Origin of the sequence: Bacillus sp. SA1-12, assembly GCF_000981385.1 — a bacterium.
GTDB lineage: Bacteria > Bacillota > Bacilli > Bacillales > Bacillaceae > Metabacillus.
Map to the genome: position 1 here is coordinate 1 of NZ_LATZ01000023.1, position 14,460 is coordinate 14,460.

Below are 14,460 nucleotides of genomic sequence, written 5' to 3' on the forward strand. Positions count from 1 at the left end.
GGATCAAACTCTCCAATAAAGAGTTGATATAGCTCATAAAATGTACTAGTTTAGTACGTTGTTTTGTTAATCGAAATTAACGTTGGCACGCTTGGTTTTGTTTAGTTTTCAAAGATCATTTTTCAAAACAGCTTTATTATAATAACAAACTTCACACTTTAAAGTCAAGAAGTTTTTTATTCTATTTTTCAAAAGCTCGTTGCCTGTTTCGCAGCAACGTATTCAAATATACCATCGTTCTTTTCCTTTAGCAAGCATTTTTTTTAAAAAAATTAAATTATGCACAAAACATAATTTTAAAGGTCCATTAACAGTAAATCTGAAGAAGAAGGAATGATGTATTTTAATAATAAATAAAAAACGCCAGACAACTCATCTAAGCGTTTAGGTGATATTTATTCTGCTGAATGCCATTTTAGAAACGTAAGATTTATGTTATTTACATAAAACAGACCAATTAAACGCAAATACATTTTGCTCAGTTTCTGGTAACATTCCATTCTTAGTTCATGAACTTTTAGCATATTCCAATGAACAATAATTTAAATAAATAGCTGTTACCAGGAAAAATAAGATAAATTCAGATAACTTTATGCTCTTGGCTTTTATATAAAACACCACGCTTTTATATATGCTCCTTACTCAAATTTTAAGTTTCCGGCCAAATTCCGCTACAGCTTCAGTTCTTTAGCAAGTGATTCCGAGTACTCCTCAGCTCTATTTGGCTGCATAGATCTCACCTGTGCCGTTGCTTCCATAAGAATGATGAGTAACTGTTCAAACCAACAAAGTAGCCAGTGCAACAATCAAATTTATATTGGTATTCTTAAATACATCCCGTTTTAACATATTATGACAAATAAAAACAGACCAAATCATTCGATTTGGTCTGTTTTCTTAACGGTGTCTCATTTGCGGGAATAACAATACATCACGAATTGATGGTGAATTAGTTAAAAGCATAACTAGACGGTCAATACCGATTCCTAAACCACCTGTAGGCGGCATTCCATATTCGAGTGCTTCAATAAAGTCTTCGTCCATCATATGGGCCTCATCATTACCTTGTTCACGTTCTTTAAGCTGTGCTTCAAAACGCTCTTTTTGATCAATTGGATCATTTAACTCAGTAAATGCATTTGCATGTTCACGAGCAACAATGAATAACTCAAATCGGTCAGTAAAGCGAGGGTCATCATCATTTTTCTTTGCCAAAGGTGAGATTTCTACAGGATGACCGTATATAAATGTTGGCTGGATTAACTTTTCCTCTACTTTTTGTTCAAAGAATTCATTAACGATATGCCCATATTGCATATGCTCAGTAATCTCCACATTATGTTCCTTTGCAAGATTACGAGCCTCTTCTATGGACATCTCCTTCCAGAAGTCTGCACCAGTATACTCTATTATGGCGTCTACCATATGAAGTCTTGTCCATTTCGGTTCGAGATTTACCTGGTATTCACCATACTGAATGGTTGTTGTACCTAATACTTCTTTTGCTACATGGGCAATAACATTTTCCGTTAGCTCCATAATATCTTGATAATCAGCATATGCCTCATAAAGCTCAATCATAGTGAATTCAGGGTTATGACGTGTAGATATACCCTCATTTCTGAAAACACGCCCGATTTCATAGACTTTTTCCAATCCGCCTACAATTAGTCGTTTCAAGTGTAATTCAATCGCTATACGCATATATAAAGGCATATCCAATGCATTGTGATGTGTAATAAATGGACGAGCAGAGGCACCGCCTGGAATGGAATGCATTGTTGGTGTTTCCACTTCTAAATACCCTTGATCATCTAAATAACGTCTCATTGCTTGAATAATTTTACTACGAGTAATAAACGTTTTCTTACTTTCCGGACTCATGATTAAATCAACGTACCGTTGACGATAGCGTTGTTCAATATCTTTTAATCCATGGAACTTATCTGGTAAAGGACGCAAAGCTTTTGTTAAAAGTTCAAAAGAATTTACTTTTACCGATAATTCGCCTACTTTTGTCTTAAACACTTGTCCTGTTACGCCAATAATATCGCCAAGATCTGCTGTATTGAAAATTTCATAAGCCTCATCCCCAACAGCATCCTTACGAATATAAATTTGAATTTGACCAGATAAATCTTGGATATGGGCAAATCCCGCTTTCCCTTTTCCACGCTTTGTCATGATACGTCCAGCAATCGTAACAGAAATAGCCTTCTCTTCTAATTCTTCTTTCTCGAATCCATTATAGGCATCAATGATCTCTGCTGTTTGATGCGTTCTTTCAAAGCGTTTCCCAAACGGGTCTAATCCTTTTTCTCTTAAAGTATGTAATTTCTCGCGTCTCACCTTTAGCTGATCATTTAATTCTTCTTGATTTAATTCATCATGACTCATATTAACAACTCCTATCAGTTACTAAATAAAAAGCAGAAAACTGCCAGGAGTACTGGCAGTAAAACAACTTAACAAAAACCTGAACATCCTAACAGTTATCCTACTTGACTAGCACTTTCTTGTTTTGCTTCAATCTCTAAAACAAACTCATCCAGAAGTGCAACAAGCTCATCTCTAGTGTTCATTAGATTAACATCGTTTCTTACTTTTGCATTTCCTCTAATACCTTTTAGATACCAAGCAGCATGTTTTCTCATTTCACGAACAGCCACATTCTCATTTTTTAGGGCAATTAAACGATCTAAGTGCAGCTTACATACCTCAATTTTTTCACGTACACCTGGCTCATCCATTAATTCACCAGTCTCTAAATACTTAACAGTACGATAAATCATCCATGGGTTTCCTAGTGCAGCACGTCCAATCATAACCCCGTCTACACCTGTTTCATCAAGCATGCGCTTAGCATCTTGAGGTGTCGTTACATCACCGTTTCCGATAATCGGGATATTAACCGATTCCTTTACTTCTTTAATGATATCCCAATTTGCTGTTCCTTCATACATTTGTACTCGAGTACGACCATGTAAGGCTACAGCTTTTCCTCCTGCGCGCTCTACAGCTTGAGCATTTTTCACAGCATAAATATGCTCCTCATCCCAGCCCATACGCATTTTAACAGTTACAGGTTTCTCAACAGCCTCTACTACAGCTGAAACCATGTCATAGATTTTATTCGGGTTTAATAACCACTTCGCACCAGCATCACATTTCGTGATCTTTGGTACCGGACAACCCATGTTTATATCAATAATATCTGCCGTTGTGTTTTGATCAACAAATCTAGCAGCCTCTACTAACGTTTCTTTTTCACCGCCAAAGATTTGCAAACTTAAAGGTTTCTCACGCTCATCAATATAAAGCATACCCATTGTTTTGGCATTTTTATATAAAATCGCTTTATCACTGACCATTTCCGCACAAACTAATCCAGCACCAAATTCTTTTACTGTTAAGCGAAATGCAGAATTACACACACCTGCCATGGGAGCAAGCACAACTCTATTTTTTAATTGAATATCTCCGATTTTGAACATTCTCTAACCTCCTATCTTTTCATTGATTCATTTGGGGTCAGCTCTTCAACACTAATATTTAGAGCTTTTGCTACTTCCTCTATAAATTGTTTGTTGGGTTCACGATTGCCTCTTTCTATTTCTCCTAAGACTGAAACAGATACTCCAAGATCCTTTGCAAAACTCTCTTGGGTAAAGCCTTTTAACTTTCTAAAAGCGCGAATACGTCTACCCCATTTTTCTGCTTCCATATTCGGACTCCTTCTTTATCTTGTAATTGATCTATGATAGTCAAAAGTGATTCTTTCATCAATGGAATGCGGATGTTCCTGTCTAATTCTGATAATGGAATTAATACAAAGGCACGTTCATGCATTCTAGGGTGTGGAACAATAAGTTGTTCTGCTTCAATATTTTCATGATTATAAAGCAAAATGTCAAGGTCTAAAGTTCGAGGACCCCATTTTACTTCACGTTTTCGGTCATGTGTTATTTCAATTTCCTGCAGTACATTTAATAGTTCAAATGCTGATAAATCAGTGTTTATCTTAATAACCATATTTAAAAATTCATCTTGATCTGTGAAGCCAATTGGATCTGTTTCATAAATAGAGGAAATTTTTTCTACAGTTATGGATGGGTGGAGGTGCAGTGTTTGAATGGCTTCTTTTAAGTGTTCCTCTCGGTTTCCCATATTCGACCCAAGGGCTATATACGCTTCTACGCTCATTTCCTTCCCCTCTTAATTTCGACGGCTACTTCTTTATAATGACCAGGTATTGGCGGATCTGGCTTTATCAATTTTACCGTACAGTTTTGAACCAGATGAAATTTCGTTAATACTTCCTTGGCAATTTGCTCGGCAACAGCTTCGACAAGCTTATAAGGTTTACCCTCGACAATCTTTTTACAGCATGTATACAGTGAGGCATAATTGACGGTATGCTCTAATTCATCTGTTTCTCCAGCATTTTTTAAATCTACTTCAACCGTTAAATCAACTCTAAATCTTTGGCCAATTTTATTTTCTTCCTTTAAAACACCATGGTATCCATAAAACTCCATACCGTTCACAAAAATTTTATCGATGTTAGTTGCCCCCTTTTCCAAGCATTGCATCCATCATTTTTGCCATTCTCGCCATCTCTAACACATCATGAATACGAATGATTTGGCAACCTTTTTCAATTCCTAAGCATACGGTTGCACCTGTTCCTTCCATTCGTTCCGTTGGCGGAAGATCTAAAACATGCCCGATAAATGATTTTCTAGATGTACCTAATAATACCGGATAGCCAAGTTCGACGAAAGCATCCAAATGTCTCATTACGAGCAAATTATCTTTCATTGTTTTGGCAAAACCAATTCCAGGATCTAAGATAATTTTATCATCGCTAACTCCTGCATTCTTTACAATTGTAACAGACTCCATTAAGTCAGCAATCATATCAGGAATTAATTTGTTATAATCACGATTATGACGGTTGTGCATAAGGATAATTGGAACGTTATAATCAGCAGCAACCTTTGCCATGTCAGGATCGGCCTTTGCACCCCATATGTCATTAATGATGGTTGCACCTGCTTCTACCGCTTGCTTGGCAACCTCTGCTTTATAGGTGTCAATCGAAACAGGAACATCTATTTCTTTTGCAAGTTCTCGGATAACAGGAGCTGTCCGCTCAATTTCTTCCTCTACTGATACAGGCTGGTACCCGGGCCGTGTAGATTCTCCGCCGATATCAATGATATCTGCACCGTTTTCAATCATTTCCTTCGCATGAGAAATAGCCTTATCCAGGTCTACATACTTTCCTCCATCTGAAAAAGAATCCGGAGTTGTATTTAAAATCCCCATGATCTGTGTCTTTTCGCCATAATGGAGAGTGTATTTCCCACATTCAATCAATTGTTGTTGCGTCATTAATTTCATTCTTCATCCAACCTTTATATCTCGTCTATACTTAATAGTTTCGTCCGATAAGAACGATATAACTCCGTTAACTTTTGCACAACTGTTCCACCTTTTCCCAGAAACAGATGCCCGTCCACCATTTTAATAGGAACAACTTCCTGAGAGGAATTGGTTATAAACACTTCATTTGCATCTAGCATATCCTTTTTTAAGTAATAACCTTCAACAATTTTCACCCCAAGGTTTTCCAAGCATTTTATGACAAATTGCCTTGTAATCCCATTTAAAATCCCTGTATCTATTGAAGGGGTGTAGACAACTTGATCCTTTACCCAAAAAATATTCGAAACAATGCCCTCTGCAACATATCCTCTTTCCGTTAAGAAAATCCCTTCTACATCAGGACTATTTCTCAATTCCCGTTTTCCCAAAATATTATTTAAATAATGGTGTGACTTTCGGCGCTCTGTTCCTTCAGGTGTATTTCTGCGCAATTTTAAAATCGATGCATGTTTTTCGATGCTTTCAATCGGCGGAGCCTTTCTTAAAAAGCAAAGAACAGTCGGTTGATCATAGGGCTGGAGCAGCTTGCCAACCTCACCGATTCCTGCAGAAATATTTAAACGGACCGTGACATCTTCATTTTCGAGATGATTTAACTGAAGGAGCTTCTGAAGGATTTCAAACACTTCATCCGCATCAACCTTATAAGAAATCCCTAAATCATTTAAGGCATGCTGCAGTCTTTTTAAATGATCGTGGAGAAGGAAGGGGAAGCCTTTATAAACGCGAAACGTTTCAAAGGCTCCTAGACCATAAAGAAAGCCATGATCAAATGGAGAAATCGTGGCTTCTGTATCTTTTATAAACTGTGATTGGGAATAAATATACACGTTTATTAACTCTTTTCAATTAATTTATACTGATTGATAAAATTCTTTAATAAATCTTTTCCAAATGACGTCATAATTGATTCAGGATGAAATTGAACACCCTCAATCGGCAATGATTTATGGCGGATGGCCATAATTTCATTTTCATCAGTCCACGCTGTTACCTCTAAGCAATCAGGAATCGTCTCGTTTTTTACAATTAACGAATGATAACGAGTAGCAGTAAATGGATTTTCCATGTCTTTAAAAATCGTTTCTCCATTGTGATGGATTTGTGATGTTTTTCCGTGCATTAACCGTTCAGCACGTACAACATCCCCGCCAAAGACCTGTGCAATGGATTGATGCCCAAGACACACACCAAATATTGGGATCTTTCCAGCAAAATACTTAATAGCTTCCATGCTTATTCCCGCTTCATTCGGGCTGCATGGTCCAGGAGAAATCATTAGAAATTGCGGGTTTAACTCTTCAATTTCTGAAATCGTAATTTCATCGTTTCGTTTTACAACAAGTTCTTCTCCAAGCTCTCCTAAGTATTGCACTAAATTAAATGTGAATGAATCATAATTATCGATCATTAAAATCATCTGAACTCACCTCAGTCTCTTATTTTCTCTTCTTTACTCAGCTCAATTGCCCTAATCATTGCTTTAGCCTTTTTTAAAGACTCTTTATATTCATAATCCGGATTAGAATCAATGACAATACCTGCTCCAGATTGAACATACCCATAGCCATCTTTGGCAAATAAAGTACGAATCACAATATTAAGCTCCATGTTTCCATCAAAACCTATCCAGCCTATAGAACCAGTATATATACCACGCCTTGTCGGTTCAAGCTCTTCAATGATTTCCATTGTTCTCACTTTAGGTGCTCCAGTTATAGTGCCCCCAGGAAAGGTTGATTTAATCACATCTGCATAATTAGCTGATTCTTTTAGTTTCCCTTGTACATTTGAAACGATATGCATCACATGTGAGTACTTTTCAATGACCATAAATTCATTAACATGTACCGAACCATATTCACAGACACGACCTAAATCATTTCTTTCAAGGTCAACTAGCATTACATGCTCTGCACGCTCTTTTTCATTCTCAATTAATTCATTTGCAAGCTTTATATCCTCTTCTTCATTTTTGCCTCTGGACCTTGTCCCGGCAATTGGGCGGGTACTTACAGCTTTCCCTTGTTTTTTAACAAGTAATTCTGGTGATCCGCTCACAATTTGAAACTCTGGAAAATGCAAATAAGCCATGTATGGAGAAGGATTTACCTTTCTCAAGGTTTCATAGATCTCAATCGGATGATTTTCTAAATGAACATGCTGTCTTAGCGAAAGGTTGACCTGAAAGACATCTCCTGCTGCTATATATTGTTTGATATTTTCAACAGCCATCTTAAAGGATTCCTTCGAGAACATGATAGGCTCAGCCGATATTGCTTCCTGTAGTCTATTTTTATATTGACATAGGTTCGGGCTGCATGTCCACTTTTCTTGCATCACTCGCAACTTCTTTTGTGCACTATCGACTTCATGCTCCTGATAGTAATGTGTAATCAACCAAAGCTTAGATGTATGATGGTCAAACACAGCAACATCATCGAAAAGCAAAAAATACAGATCGGGTGTTTCTAAATCATCAGCTGCCAAATCAGGTAATTTTTCAAAATACCTTACATAATCATAGCTAACAAATCCTATTGCTCCACCTTGAAAATCAGGCAGTTCCGGGTTGGTTTCCGTCTGGTATATTTGAAACCAAGAATGAAATAGATCAAGCGGATCCCCTTGCAGAACCTCAGTCCCTCGTTCATCCGTGATAAAGAGCAAATGATTTTTACCCTTAACTGAAGCAACTGGCTTTAACCCGGCAATACTGTACCTGCCGCCACGACCACTTTCCAAGAAAGCATGCTGTTCTTCTTCCCCTGCCAAGTATTTATACTGTTTGAAAAAATCACGATCATAATCAATACTGATGCTTAGCGATGTTCTTAGTTGCTGCATGACTAATCTCTCCTTTAAAACTCTTACTTTCATTTTACATAAATGTTGCGGAGAAACCACAAGGAAATTAATTTAATTTTTTCTCAAAAAGAACATCTTTATCATACATTCCAAAAAAAATGATAAAAATCCTTTTATAAACTGAAAAGAGGTCGACTTTACGTCAAACCTCTTTTAATCTATCACTGTTAGATAAGATCAATCATATTGATATAATGGAGTACTCAAGTAACGCTCACCATTATCTGGAATAACCGCCAATACTTTTTTGCCTTTACCAAGCTTCTTCGCTACTTCCAATGCTGCGAAGATAGCTGCTCCAGCTGAAATTCCGCCTAGGATTCCTTCTTCTCTTCCTGCTCTTCTAGCCGTTTCAAATGCTTCTTCATTTTTAACTGTAACAACTTCATCATAAATAGTTGTATTTAATACATCTGGAACAAACCCAGCACCGATACCTTGGATTTTATGAGGACCAGGTTTCCCGCCTGATAAAACAGGAGAATCTGTAGGTTCCACTGCATAAATTTTGATGGATGGATACTTTTCTTTTAATACAGATCCAGCTCCAGTAATTGTACCGCCTGTACCAATTCCTGATACGAAAGCATCTAATTGGTCTCCCATTTGTTCGACGATTTCCTTACCTGTTGTTTGGCGATGAATTTCTGGATTTGCCTCATTTTTAAATTGTTGCGGCATAAAGTAACCGTGCTCTTCAGCTAGTTCCCCTGCCTTACGGATTGCCCCGCCCATACCTTCGGATCCAGGTGTAAGAACAAGCTCAGCTCCATAAGCACGAAGTAGATTTCTGCGCTCTAAACTCATTGTATCTGGCATAACTAAAATAGCTTTTAGTCCCTTTGCAGCAGCAACCATAGCTAGTCCAATACCTGTATTACCACTTGTTGGCTCAATGATGGTATCTCCAGCATTTAATTTGCCGCTTTTTTCTGCAGCTTCAATCATTGCAAGACCGATACGATCCTTTACACTGCTGCCCGGATTAAAATATTCAAGTTTTAAATACACATCTGCACTGTTGTCATCAACAAGTCTATTTAACTTGACGATTGGAGTTTGACCAATTAATTCATGTATAGAGTTTGCTACGCGTGTCATCATTCTTCTCCCCTATCCCGAGTAATTTTATTGGATTTATAAGTAAATATATCAATTAATATCAAAATTGTCAAAACTTTTTATGCTATTTGAACTATTTTTCTGATTTTTCTCCATAAAACCAAGTGACACCCAATTCTTCCCATAAAGGATCGACAGATACAGTTCCTTCCATCTGTTCCAATGCAATTTGCCTGCGGATTTGCCCCTTTACATCTTCATAACTGTATATCTTTCCTTCAAATTTTTCATGAAGGAAAAGAACTGCGTAGCCTGTATCAACCTGAATTGGCTCGCTCCATTCACCTTCATCAAGGTTTGGTGCTGCCTCAAGATAAGAAGCCGGAACATACTCATTATTTCTTGAGATAAACCCAATATCACCGCCAGAATTTGCAGTAAATTCATCTATTGATTTTTCTAAAGCGAGTGCTTCAAAACTGGATCCGCCATTTAACTCTTCTATAATTTGGTTTGCTTCATTTTCGGTTTTCACAATTATATGTGATAAATGATAGGATTCATCTATGTTGTATAAATCTTTATTATTTTCATAGAAATCATTCATTTCTTTTTCAGAAACCGATACATCCCTTGTCAGGATCTCTTCAAGCAAGATGCTGTATCGAATTTGGTCTCTCCAATTTTCTTCGTTTCCAAATTGTTCTTTGTCCAAAGAGTTATACATTGACTTATAAACAGCTAATTCTCGGTCAATAACCTCATTTGATACCGAAATATCGTACTTCTTTGCAAGTTCCTCTACAACCTGGATATTTATTAATTCCTTGAGCGTTTCCTTCCCGTAGCGGGCTTCAAGCTCAGCCATCCATTGATCCCTTGTAATGGATGTATCCCCAATTGTGGCAATTGTTTCACTAGTTTGAGGAACATTTGAGACAGGGATGACTCCTTGATTCTTCGAAAGAAAATAGCCAACCGTAAAACAATTAATAATCACTAAACCAAAAATAATACTCCATAATGTCTTCCCGCTCACTTTACCCATCTCCTACTGCCCTGCTCAAACGAATTATTTAGCTGCCTTTTTTAATTCTTCCAAATCCTCTCTCGACAGCAAATAGACTTCATTACAGAAATGACACTGAGCCTCAGCCTGTCCCTCCTCATCAATCATGGCTTGAATCTCTTCTTCACCTAAGCTAATAATCGCATTTTCAATTCTTTCCTTTGAACATTGACATTTAAATGCTACAGGTTGCTTTTCTAATATTTTGACGTTTCCTTTTCCTAGCACTTCTTCTAGAATTTCCTCAGGAGATAAACCTCGTTGTATTAATTTTGAAATCGGGTCAATCTTGCTTAGTCTTTCTTCAATCTTTGTAATGGTTTCATCATCTGTTCCCGGCAATAGCTGAATAATGAATCCGCCTGAAGCCAAAATTGTATTATCAGGGTTAACCAATACCCCAACTCCTACTGAAGAAGGTATCTGTTCAGATGTTACCAAATAATAAGTGAAATCCTCACCAAGCTCTCCCGAAACGATTGGCACTTGACCAGAAAAGTTTTCCTTTAGGCCAAGATCCTTTACAACGGTCAAACTTCCTTCTGTACCAACTGCTCTTCTGACATCAAGCTTGCCATGTTCATTTAAATCAAAATGTGTTTGCGGATTCGTTACATATCCGCGTACTTCTCCCTTAGAGTTGCTGTCAACTAAAATGATGCCGATTGGTCCGCCACCCTCTATTTTTATTGTAAGCTTGGCATTCCCCTTCAGCATCGATCCCATCATGACTCCTGCAGTCATTGTTCTTCCAAGGGCTGCTGAAGCTGTCGGCCATGTATGATGTCTTTTTTGTGCTTCAGTAATCGTCTCTGTTGTTCTTGCAGCATATGCTCTCACTTGGTCATTATAAGCCAATGCCTTTATAAGATAGTCCATTTGTTATACTCCCTTTTCCTTATAAGTAAAGACCCGTTCAATATGTAAGTTAACGGTATTCTGTACCTAATTCCTTTAGTGTATTTCGTTCATAGATTAGCTGGAGTCCCCTTAAGGTCAAGAATGGGTCTACTATATCAATACACTCAGATTCCTTAGCAATTAAAGAAGCTAGACCACCCGTTGCTATAACCTTTGGCACTTCCTTTGCTTGTTCCTTTATCCTTTTTACAATTCCCTCTACTTGTCCTACATATCCGTATAAAATACCAGATTGCATCGCACTTACTGTATTTTTACCAATTATATTATCAGGTCGGGTAATTTCAATTCTTGGAAGTTTTGCAGCTCTTGAGTAAAGAGCCTCTGTTGAAATATTAATGCCAGGAGCAATTGCCCCTCCCATATATTGACGCTGTTCATTGATATAACAATAGGTAGTTGCCGTTCCAAAATCGACAATAATGAGTGGACTGCCATAATCCTGAATGCCCGCTACAGCATTTACAATTCGGTCTGCCCCTACTTCACGAGGATTTTCGTATTTTATATTTAATCCCGTTTTTATTCCAGGACCAACAACCAATGGTTTTAAATTAAAATACTTCATACACATTCTTTCTAAAGCAAACATGATTGGCGGTACAACAGATGAAATGATAATTCCCTCTATCTCTTTAAAAGAAAGTCCCTCATGTTCAAAAAGATTTTTTATAATCATGCCAAATTCATCTTCCGTTTTATTTCGGCTTGTTTCTATTCTCCAATGATGCTTTAGCAAATCCTGATTATATACCCCTAAAACTGTATTCGTATTCCCTACATCCAATACAAGAATCATTTGTATCACCACTTTATATTTGATCTATTACTAGTTTACATATTTTGAGTTTATTTTATCATAAGAAAAGTGTAAGTGCCTTGCTCAGCATAGGGAAAATAAGACGCTCAGGAATAAAGGACATTCCTTCCTCAATTCCTGAGTGCCTATGGACTGGTGCAAAACACAAAAACTATGTACAAAAAATTATATTTCGTAACGATTAAAGAAAAATGTGAGCGTCCTGATTAGAACTCATGTTAAATTCAGTTAGTGTTTTTCCATTAAAAAAGATCGATGACAAGTTAAATTAGCCATCGATCTATTTTTTCACTATTAATGTTTAGAAGTATCGTCTTCATCTTTTTTTGGTTGAATATTTACTTTAACATCCTCTGCTTTAGCATCCTGATTTTTTTCAGCTGCTGCAATTGGACGATCAGGTAATTTACCATGTTCAACAAGACTTTGAATTTGCGCTGCATCAAGTGTTTCGACCTCTAATAAGGTTTGTGCAACCAATTCAAGCTTATCTCGATTTTCCGTTAAGATTTGACGAGCACGCTCATAGCTATCTTTAATAAAGCGTTGAATTTCTAAGTCAATCTCATGTGCAATGGCATCACTGTAGTTTTGTTCATTATGAAGATCGCGTCCTAAGAACACTTGACCGCCTTGTGATTGCCCGAATTGCAATGGTCCAAGCTTTTCACTCATACCATATTCAGTAACCATTTTTCTTGCGATGCTGGTTGCTCTTTGGAAATCATTATGAGCTCCAGTACTTACTTCACCAAAGATAATTTCTTCAGCAACGCGTCCGCCAAGCAAGCCGGTAATTTTATCTAAAAGCTCTGGTTTTGTCATAAAATATCTATCTTCTTTTGGAAGCATAACTGCATATCCGCCAGCTTGACCGCGAGGCACAATGGTTACTTTATGTACCATATCAGCTTCATCAAGCACTACACCGATGATCGTATGCCCTGCTTCGTGATATGCCACGATATTACGCTCTTTCTTAGAAATAACACGGCTCTTTTTAGCTGGACCTGCAATAACGCGGTCTGTCGCTTCATCAAGATCGGTGTTATCAATTTTCTTTTTATCTTGTCTGGCAGCAACTAATGCAGCTTCGTTTAATAAGTTCTCTAAATCAGCTCCAGAGAAACCAGGAGTACGGGCAGCAATTGCTTTTAAATCTACAGATTCATCCAGAGGCTTATTTCGAGCATGTACTTTTAAGACAGCTTCACGGCCTGTAACATCTGGGCGGTCAACCGTGATTTGTCGGTCAAAACGACCTGGACGTAATAATGCCGGATCCAGGATATCAGGGCGGTTAGTAGCCGCAATGATAATAATTCCTTCATTAGCACCAAAGCCATCCATTTCTACGAGCAATTGGTTAAGTGTTTGCTCACGCTCATCATGGCCTCCACCCAATCCAGCGCCACGCTGGCGTCCAACTGCATCAATCTCATCGATGAAGATGATACATGGAGCATTCTTTTTGGCATTTTCGAATAAATCACGAACACGTGATGCACCGACACCAACGAACATTTCTACGAAATCAGAACCACTAATAGAGAAGAATGGCACGCCAGCTTCACCAGCAACTGCTCTTGCAAGTAAGGTTTTACCAGTTCCTGGAGGTCCCACAAGCAAGACACCTTTTGGGATTCTAGCCCCTAATTCTGCAAATTTACGAGGGTCTTTTAGGAACTCAACAACCTCGACCAGCTCTTGCTTTTCTTCATCTGCACCTGCAACATCCTTAAATTTAACCTTCTTCTTTTCTTCGCTATACAGCTTAGCTTTACTTTTACCAAAATTCATCACTCGGCTGCCGCCGCCCTGAGCTTGGTTTAGCAGGAAGAAGAATAAAATAAAGATAATAACAAATGGGATAATGGATGTGAAAAATGTAACCCAACCACTTGTTTCTTCAGCTGGAGCAACATTCAACTGGTCAACATTATTCGCCTCAGCAGCTTTATCAACTCGATTTAACCCTTGTTCAGTTGGTATATATGTCAAGAAGGTTTGATCTTCTTTATAACCCTCCATCTTACCTCTTACTTCAAATACACCACGAACCGGCTGTACAGTCATTTCTGTGACATTCCCTTTGTCTAATTCAGAAATGAACTCATTGTACGTTATTTGTTCCGTTTTAGGATTGGCACCTGTAAAGAAGCTAACAACCCCAATTATGACTAAAAAGATTAGTAAATAAAATATGGTATTACGGAAGATCCGATTCATTCCTTACCTCCTCCCACAGTAAACACGCTATATTAAATAG

14 protein-coding genes are annotated in these 14,460 nt (G+C 37.7%); all 14 read right to left on the reverse strand.

The features are described from left to right. Positions 1-897 precede the first annotated feature (897 nt). The gene (lysS, locus tag WQ54_RS13710) at positions 898-2,397 is read right to left on the reverse strand and encodes a lysine--tRNA ligase (RefSeq protein ID WP_046517473.1); all 1,500 of its coding nucleotides are present in this window, start codon (positions 2,395-2,397) and stop codon (positions 898-900) included. A gap of 95 nt (positions 2,398-2,492) precedes the next feature. Next, the gene (gene dusB, locus WQ54_RS13715) at positions 2,493-3,494 is read right to left on the reverse strand and encodes a tRNA dihydrouridine synthase DusB (protein WP_046517475.1); all 1,002 of its coding nucleotides are present in this window, start codon (positions 3,492-3,494) and stop codon (positions 2,493-2,495) included. Positions 3,495-3,505: 11 nt separating this feature from the next. Next, positions 3,506-3,724: a helix-turn-helix domain-containing protein gene (locus WQ54_RS13720; protein ID WP_046517477.1), complete on the reverse strand. Its 219-nt coding sequence runs from the start codon at positions 3,722-3,724 to the stop codon at positions 3,506-3,508. After that, positions 3,676-4,203, reverse strand: a complete 528-nt coding sequence (gene folK, locus WQ54_RS13725; protein ID WP_046517479.1) for a 2-amino-4-hydroxy-6-hydroxymethyldihydropteridine diphosphokinase — start codon at positions 4,201-4,203, stop codon at positions 3,676-3,678. The genes WQ54_RS13720 and folK overlap by 49 nt, the downstream gene beginning before the upstream one ends. Next, on the reverse strand, positions 4,200-4,562 hold the full coding sequence (gene folB / locus WQ54_RS13730) for a dihydroneopterin aldolase (protein ID WP_046517541.1): 363 nt from the start codon (positions 4,560-4,562) through the stop codon (positions 4,200-4,202). The genes folK and folB overlap by 4 nt, the downstream gene beginning before the upstream one ends. 1 nt (position 4,563) lies before the next feature. Continuing rightward, on the reverse strand, positions 4,564-5,397 hold the full coding sequence (gene folP / locus WQ54_RS13735; protein ID WP_046517542.1) for a dihydropteroate synthase: 834 nt from the start codon (positions 5,395-5,397) through the stop codon (positions 4,564-4,566). A gap of 23 nt (positions 5,398-5,420) precedes the next feature. Beyond that, entirely contained in the window at positions 5,421-6,281 is an 861-nt protein-coding gene (pabC, locus tag WQ54_RS13740; protein WP_046517481.1) for an aminodeoxychorismate lyase, read from the reverse strand. Positions 6,282-6,286: 5 nt separating this feature from the next. Further along, positions 6,287-6,871, reverse strand: a complete 585-nt coding sequence (pabA, locus tag WQ54_RS13745; protein ID WP_046517483.1) for an aminodeoxychorismate/anthranilate synthase component II — start codon at positions 6,869-6,871, stop codon at positions 6,287-6,289. 11 nt (positions 6,872-6,882) lie between these two features. Then, positions 6,883-8,298, reverse strand: coding sequence for an anthranilate synthase component I family protein (locus WQ54_RS13750; protein ID WP_046517486.1), 1,416 nt, complete (start codon positions 8,296-8,298; stop codon positions 6,883-6,885). A gap of 198 nt (positions 8,299-8,496) precedes the next feature. Then, a complete protein-coding gene (gene cysK / locus WQ54_RS13755; RefSeq protein ID WP_046517488.1) occupies positions 8,497-9,420 on the reverse strand; it encodes a cysteine synthase A in 924 nt (307 codons plus the stop codon). Positions 9,421-9,514: 94 nt separating this feature from the next. Then, a complete protein-coding gene (locus WQ54_RS13760; protein WP_046517490.1) occupies positions 9,515-10,429 on the reverse strand; it encodes a peptidyl-prolyl cis-trans isomerase in 915 nt (304 codons plus the stop codon). Positions 10,430-10,453: 24 nt separating this feature from the next. Then, complete coding sequence (gene hslO, locus WQ54_RS13765; RefSeq protein WP_046517492.1) at positions 10,454-11,329, reverse strand: Hsp33 family molecular chaperone HslO; 876 nt, start codon at positions 11,327-11,329, stop codon at positions 10,454-10,456. Between the two features lie 49 nt (positions 11,330-11,378). Next, entirely contained in the window at positions 11,379-12,170 is a 792-nt protein-coding gene (locus tag WQ54_RS13770) for a type III pantothenate kinase (RefSeq protein WP_046517494.1), read from the reverse strand. Between the two features lie 315 nt (positions 12,171-12,485). Beyond that, positions 12,486-14,420, reverse strand: a complete 1,935-nt coding sequence (gene ftsH / locus WQ54_RS13775; RefSeq protein ID WP_046517496.1) for an ATP-dependent zinc metalloprotease FtsH — start codon at positions 14,418-14,420, stop codon at positions 12,486-12,488. Positions 14,421-14,460: the final 40 nt, after the last annotated feature.

Excerpts from the sequence above, each read along its gene's own strand:
- dusB (WP_046517475.1), bottom strand. The coding sequence starts at position 3,494 with ATGTTCAAAATCGGAGATATTCAATTAAAAAATAGAGTTGTGCTTGCT.
- WQ54_RS13750 (WP_046517486.1), bottom strand. The coding sequence starts at position 8,298 with ATGCAGCAACTAAGAACATCGCTAAGCATCAGTATTGATTATGATCGT.
- lysS (WP_046517473.1), bottom strand. The coding sequence starts at position 2,397 with ATGAGTCATGATGAATTAAATCAAGAAGAATTAAATGATCAGCTAAAG.
- ftsH (WP_046517496.1), bottom strand. The coding sequence starts at position 14,420 with ATGAATCGGATCTTCCGTAATACCATATTTTATTTACTAATCTTTTTA.
- folK (WP_046517479.1), bottom strand. The coding sequence starts at position 4,203 with ATGAGCGTAGAAGCGTATATAGCCCTTGGGTCGAATATGGGAAACCGA.
- folP (WP_046517542.1), bottom strand. The coding sequence starts at position 5,397 with ATGACGCAACAACAATTGATTGAATGTGGGAAATACACTCTCCATTAT.
- WQ54_RS13760 (WP_046517490.1), bottom strand. The coding sequence starts at position 10,429 with ATGGGTAAAGTGAGCGGGAAGACATTATGGAGTATTATTTTTGGTTTA.
- pabA (WP_046517483.1), bottom strand. The coding sequence starts at position 6,871 with ATGATTTTAATGATCGATAATTATGATTCATTCACATTTAATTTAGTG.
- WQ54_RS13770 (WP_046517494.1), bottom strand. The coding sequence starts at position 12,170 with ATGATTCTTGTATTGGATGTAGGGAATACGAATACAGTTTTAGGGGTA.
- hslO (WP_046517492.1), bottom strand. The coding sequence starts at position 11,329 with ATGGACTATCTTATAAAGGCATTGGCTTATAATGACCAAGTGAGAGCA.
- cysK (WP_046517488.1), bottom strand. The coding sequence starts at position 9,420 with ATGACACGCGTAGCAAACTCTATACATGAATTAATTGGTCAAACTCCA.
- WQ54_RS13720 (WP_046517477.1), bottom strand. The coding sequence starts at position 3,724 with ATGGAAGCAGAAAAATGGGGTAGACGTATTCGCGCTTTTAGAAAGTTA.